This window comes from Pseudoalteromonas sp. Isolate6 (assembly GCF_022398435.1).
Taxonomy (GTDB): domain Bacteria; phylum Pseudomonadota; class Gammaproteobacteria; order Enterobacterales; family Alteromonadaceae; genus Pseudoalteromonas; species Pseudoalteromonas galatheae.
On record NZ_JAKEVK010000291.1, the window covers coordinates 1 to 4,255 of the forward strand.

The 4,255-nt window shown below is 41.7% G+C and carries 2 protein-coding genes, 7 tRNA genes and 1 rRNA gene; all 10 read right to left on the reverse strand.

From position 1 onward, the window contains the following. Positions 1-220 (reverse strand): 16S ribosomal RNA (locus L1D50_RS21855); the annotation flags it as partial. Between the two features lie 956 nt (positions 221-1,176). After that, positions 1,177-1,250, reverse strand: a tRNA-Cys gene (locus L1D50_RS21860). Positions 1,251-1,261: 11 nt separating this feature from the next. After that, positions 1,262-1,337, reverse strand: a tRNA-Gly gene (locus tag L1D50_RS21865). A 43-nt stretch (positions 1,338-1,380) separates the two neighbouring features. Next, positions 1,381-1,467, reverse strand: a tRNA-Leu gene (locus L1D50_RS21870). Positions 1,468-1,488: 21 nt separating this feature from the next. Continuing rightward, positions 1,489-1,564 (reverse strand) — tRNA-Gly (locus L1D50_RS21875). A 57-nt stretch (positions 1,565-1,621) separates the two neighbouring features. Continuing rightward, positions 1,622-1,708, reverse strand: a tRNA-Leu gene (locus tag L1D50_RS21880). 36 nt (positions 1,709-1,744) lie between these two features. Beyond that, positions 1,745-1,818 (reverse strand) — tRNA-Cys (locus L1D50_RS21885). 7 nt (positions 1,819-1,825) lie between these two features. Continuing rightward, a tRNA-Gly gene (locus L1D50_RS21890) sits at positions 1,826-1,901 on the reverse strand. Between the two features lie 209 nt (positions 1,902-2,110). Then, on the reverse strand, positions 2,111-2,656 hold the full coding sequence (gene pgsA / locus L1D50_RS21895; protein WP_128725210.1) for a CDP-diacylglycerol--glycerol-3-phosphate 3-phosphatidyltransferase: 546 nt from the start codon (positions 2,654-2,656) through the stop codon (positions 2,111-2,113). A gap of 42 nt (positions 2,657-2,698) precedes the next feature. Further along, positions 2,699-4,255 (reverse strand): excinuclease ABC subunit UvrC (gene uvrC, locus L1D50_RS21900; protein ID WP_239966827.1); only part of this gene is annotated, 1,557 nt, incomplete at its 5' end.

Here is a 4,255-nt window from a genome sequence, read left to right on the forward strand (position 1 = left end):
TCTAAAGGCGAGAGCCKAAGCCCCCTTTGGTCCGTAGACATTATGCGGTATTAGCCATCGTTTCCAATGGTTGTCCCCCACCTCAAGGCATGTTCCCAAGCATTACTCACCCGTCCGCCGCTCGTCATCTTCTAGCAAGCTAGAAATGTTACCGCTCGACTTGCATGTGTTAGGCCTGCCGCCAGCGTTCAATCTGAGCCATGATCAAACTCTTCAATTAAAAGTTTTTTTGAATCCGAAGATTCGTGCTCAATGAATTCTGATTTTGATACCTTTCGGTATCGAATTGACTGTGCTGAATAAACTATGTTTATTCTGTTGGTCACTCAGTTCAATTGAGACTCTAAATTTGTTTGCGCCATCTAGCGAACTAGAATCTGCTGTTAGAACTCAATCTGTACGAGTACCCACACAGATGATTGCTTCATATTTTTAAAGAACGTTTCGAAACATTTCGTTGTTTCGAGGGGTGTGCATTCTAAGCATTCCCAATTTTTTGTCAACACTTAATTTTTAATTTCTTGAGAAGTTTTCAAAGCTAAGTTTTACTCGACTACCAACTCGTTGGCTCATTGCTTTTCAGCGCTGCTCCCCGTGTCGGTGGATGCGCATTATAGGGAGATCCGATTTTAGTGCAACCCTTTTTTCATTAAAACTTATAAAAAAGGTTTGTTCGAACAAAAAATAAACGAAACATGTCGAAACAGTATATTTTTCGCCCAAAAAGACCGAATTGAGGTCACGCGAGTCTACATAAACTTTAAGCATCACTAAGGAACAACTAGCGTTATGTAACATCTGTTAGCATATCAACTTGCCAACTTACATATAGAACTCGAAACAAAGCCAGGTCAATTCTTCTTTATGTAGAAAAGGTGTACGTAAATTATGTGGAAGTGAAAATGCAAAGCTACTAAGAAGCAGTAAGTCTATCCGATAAGCAGGACTAGATACCAAAATGATACCTTTTATTGAAAATATGAATATAGATGCGTTTATAAAGGCATTGAATATTAACTTTCGATTCTTGTTATTAGTTAGTGGTTGTAATAATTATGGGATCTAAAGAAACAGTGTTTAAGTAAAAGAAGATGTGGATAAATCAGTAACAGTGGTGTTCTTGGATAACAAAAAGGTAAATTAGTGGGATATTAAGAATAAAGAGAATATGCGATATGGAGGCGGAACCCGGAGTCGAACCGAGGTAGACGGATTTGCAATCCGCTGCATGGCCACTCTGCCATTCCGCCATGAAGAATATTGGAGCGAGTAACGAGGTTCGAACTCGTGACCTCGACCTTGGCAAGGTCGCGCTCTACCAGCTGAGCTATACTCGCATTCCATTTTTCACACTGGTAAATTTGATATGTGAAAAATAAATGGTGCCCGGGGCCGGACTTGAACCGGCACGCTGTTACCAGCGAGGGATTTTAAATCCCTTGTGTCTACCAATTCCACCACCCGGGCATCGGGTGTGAAAGCAAAAGTTGGAGCGAGTAACGAGGTTCGAACTCGTGACCTCGACCTTGGCAAGGTCGCGCTCTACCAGCTGAGCTATACTCGCGTTCCGTTTTGTACATAAAAACCATATAGATTTGTTATATACAAATCCCGATATAAATGGTGCCCGGGGCCGGACTTGAACCGGCACGCTGTTACCAGCGAGGGATTTTAAATCCCTTGTGTCTACCAATTCCACCACCCGGGCATCGGGCTTGCTTTCGCATGTGGATATGTTGAGAAATGGAGGCGGAACCCGGAGTCGAACCGAGGTAGACGGATTTGCAATCCGCTGCATGGCCACTCTGCCATTCCGCCGCAAATTTGGAGCGAGTAACGAGGTTCGAACTCGTGACCTCGACCTTGGCAAGGTCGCGCTCTACCAGCTGAGCTATACTCGCGTTCCATTATTTAAATCCACTTATTTACTAAGCTTCTTTAAACTTTAACTTGCTAGGTGATGCTATCTAAATTTCATTTAGATGACACATTGCCCTCTCAACACGGACGCATTCTACAGAAGTTCTGGAACGCGTCAACATAAAAAATGAATGTTTTGAATCGTTTGCTCAAAATTTATCTAAACCGCTGGGTTTATAATCATTTCAAGTCAAGAATTAGTCAATTCTCCTTTTGCAGCATAGAGATACTGGATCATAGAAACTAATGTTAGCAATGTAGCGATAGCTAAAAGTGCGTAACTTAGCATTGTCATCCACTCTGATAATTGCCAAATCAAACCTATAATAGCTAACATCTGCGCAGCTGTTTTAAATTTACCCAGCCAAGATACTGCAACACTTCCTCTTTTACCTTGCTCAGCCATCCATTCACGCAGCGCAGAAATAACTATTTCTCTACTAATAATGACAACAGCAGAAATAGTAATGAAATAATTATCATAATGTGTAGCAAGTATCACCAAAGCGACACTGACCATCACTTTGTCGGCAACAGGATCTAAAAAAGCGCCAAATGGTGTTGACTGTTCCAACTTACGAGCAAGATAGCCATCGAGGATATCGGTAACTGAAGCTAACCAGAAAATAAAAGCGGCGGCAAAAAATGCCCATGAATAAGGAAGATAAAAAACGACTGCAAACACAGGAATGAGTAGCAATCTAAATGTTGTGAGCGTATTTGGAATATTCCACATAACTACTTGGTATTGTCTTTTTTTCTATGTTCGCATGATTGCTTAAGCTTTGTCATGCAAATGATTAAATATCTTTTCAGCCATTTCAGGGCTGATCCCAGGAACTTGCTTTAATTGATGTATATTTGCAGATTTAACTCCCTGCATGCCTCCTAAAAACTTAAGTAGTGCCTGACGTCTTTTCTGACCTACGCCTTCAATCTCTTCAAGCACAGATTGCGTTCTTTGCTTTTGTCTTTTATTACGATGCCCTGCAATTGCAAAGCGATGTGATTCGTCGCGGATATGCTGGATAAGGTGTAATGCAGGTGAATCACTTTCGACATTCACCGTTTTACGACCACCATCTATTAATAACGTTTCTAATCCCGGCTTTCGGCTTGTGCCTTTTGCAACCCCTATCAGTATCGGCATTTTCTTGAGTTGCCAATCAGCGAAGAAAGACTCTGCCCTACCTAACTGCCCCTTACCACCATCAATGAAAATAATATCGGGAACTTTAGCTTCATCCGACATTTTGCCGTAGCGCTTATTTAATGCAAAATCCATCGCTGCGTAGTCATCCCCAGGGGTGATCCCTGTGACGTTATATCTGCGATACTCTCTATTGTTTGGCCCTTGACCATCGAATACGACACACGATGCAACCGTGTTTTCTCCCATGGTATGGCTGATATCAAAACACTCCATTCTTTGAATGTCTGAAAGCCCTAGCACTGCTTTTAGTTTGGCATATCGTTTGGTGATTGAGTCTTGTGCACTTTGTTTAACTTCAATACTGTTTTGCGCATTTTTATTTGCCAATGCAAGATATTGGGCTCGCTCACCGCGAACGTTACATTTGAAATTAACTTTGCGCTTCGAAACTTGAGTCAGCGCGGCTTCTAATGCACTTCCCTCTTCTATTTCGAATGGCAATACAATTTCTTTAGCAATTCTAGAGTGGTTACCCGTTGAAATATAATACTGTCCAAGGAAAGAAGTTAGCACTTCATCTGCGCCAGAATCTTTTGGTACTTTTGGAAAATGTGTTTTCGTCCCAAGTACCTTATGTTCTCTTATCATCAGTACATGAATGGCCACTAAACCGTTCTTCTGCTCATAACCAATGACATCAAGCTCTGCAAAGTTTCCTGCAATGGACTGCTGTTCTTGCATTTGCCTTAATAAAGCAATTTGATCTCTGTGTTTTGCCGCTTTCTCAAAATCCAAAGACATACTAGCGGTTTCCATTCGTTCCACCAGCGCTGAGATAACGTCCTGTGAACGTCCCGTCAAAAACTGTCGAACCATGGCAACTTGTTCTTGGTATTCTTCGTCGCTTACCTTGCCAACGCATGGTCCTGAACACCTTTTTAGCTGATACTGTAAACAAGGTCGGCTGCGTGCTCGGTAATACGCATCTTCGCATTGCCTAACCGGGAAAATCTTCTGCATTAATCTTAAACTTTCTGATACCGCAGCACTGCTAGGGAAAGGACCAAAGTATTCACCTTTTTGTTTTCTACTACCACGATGAAATGCAAGTCTTGGATGTTGGTGAGCGCTCAGGAAAATATACGGATAACTTTTATCATCTCTTAAAAGGATGTTATATCG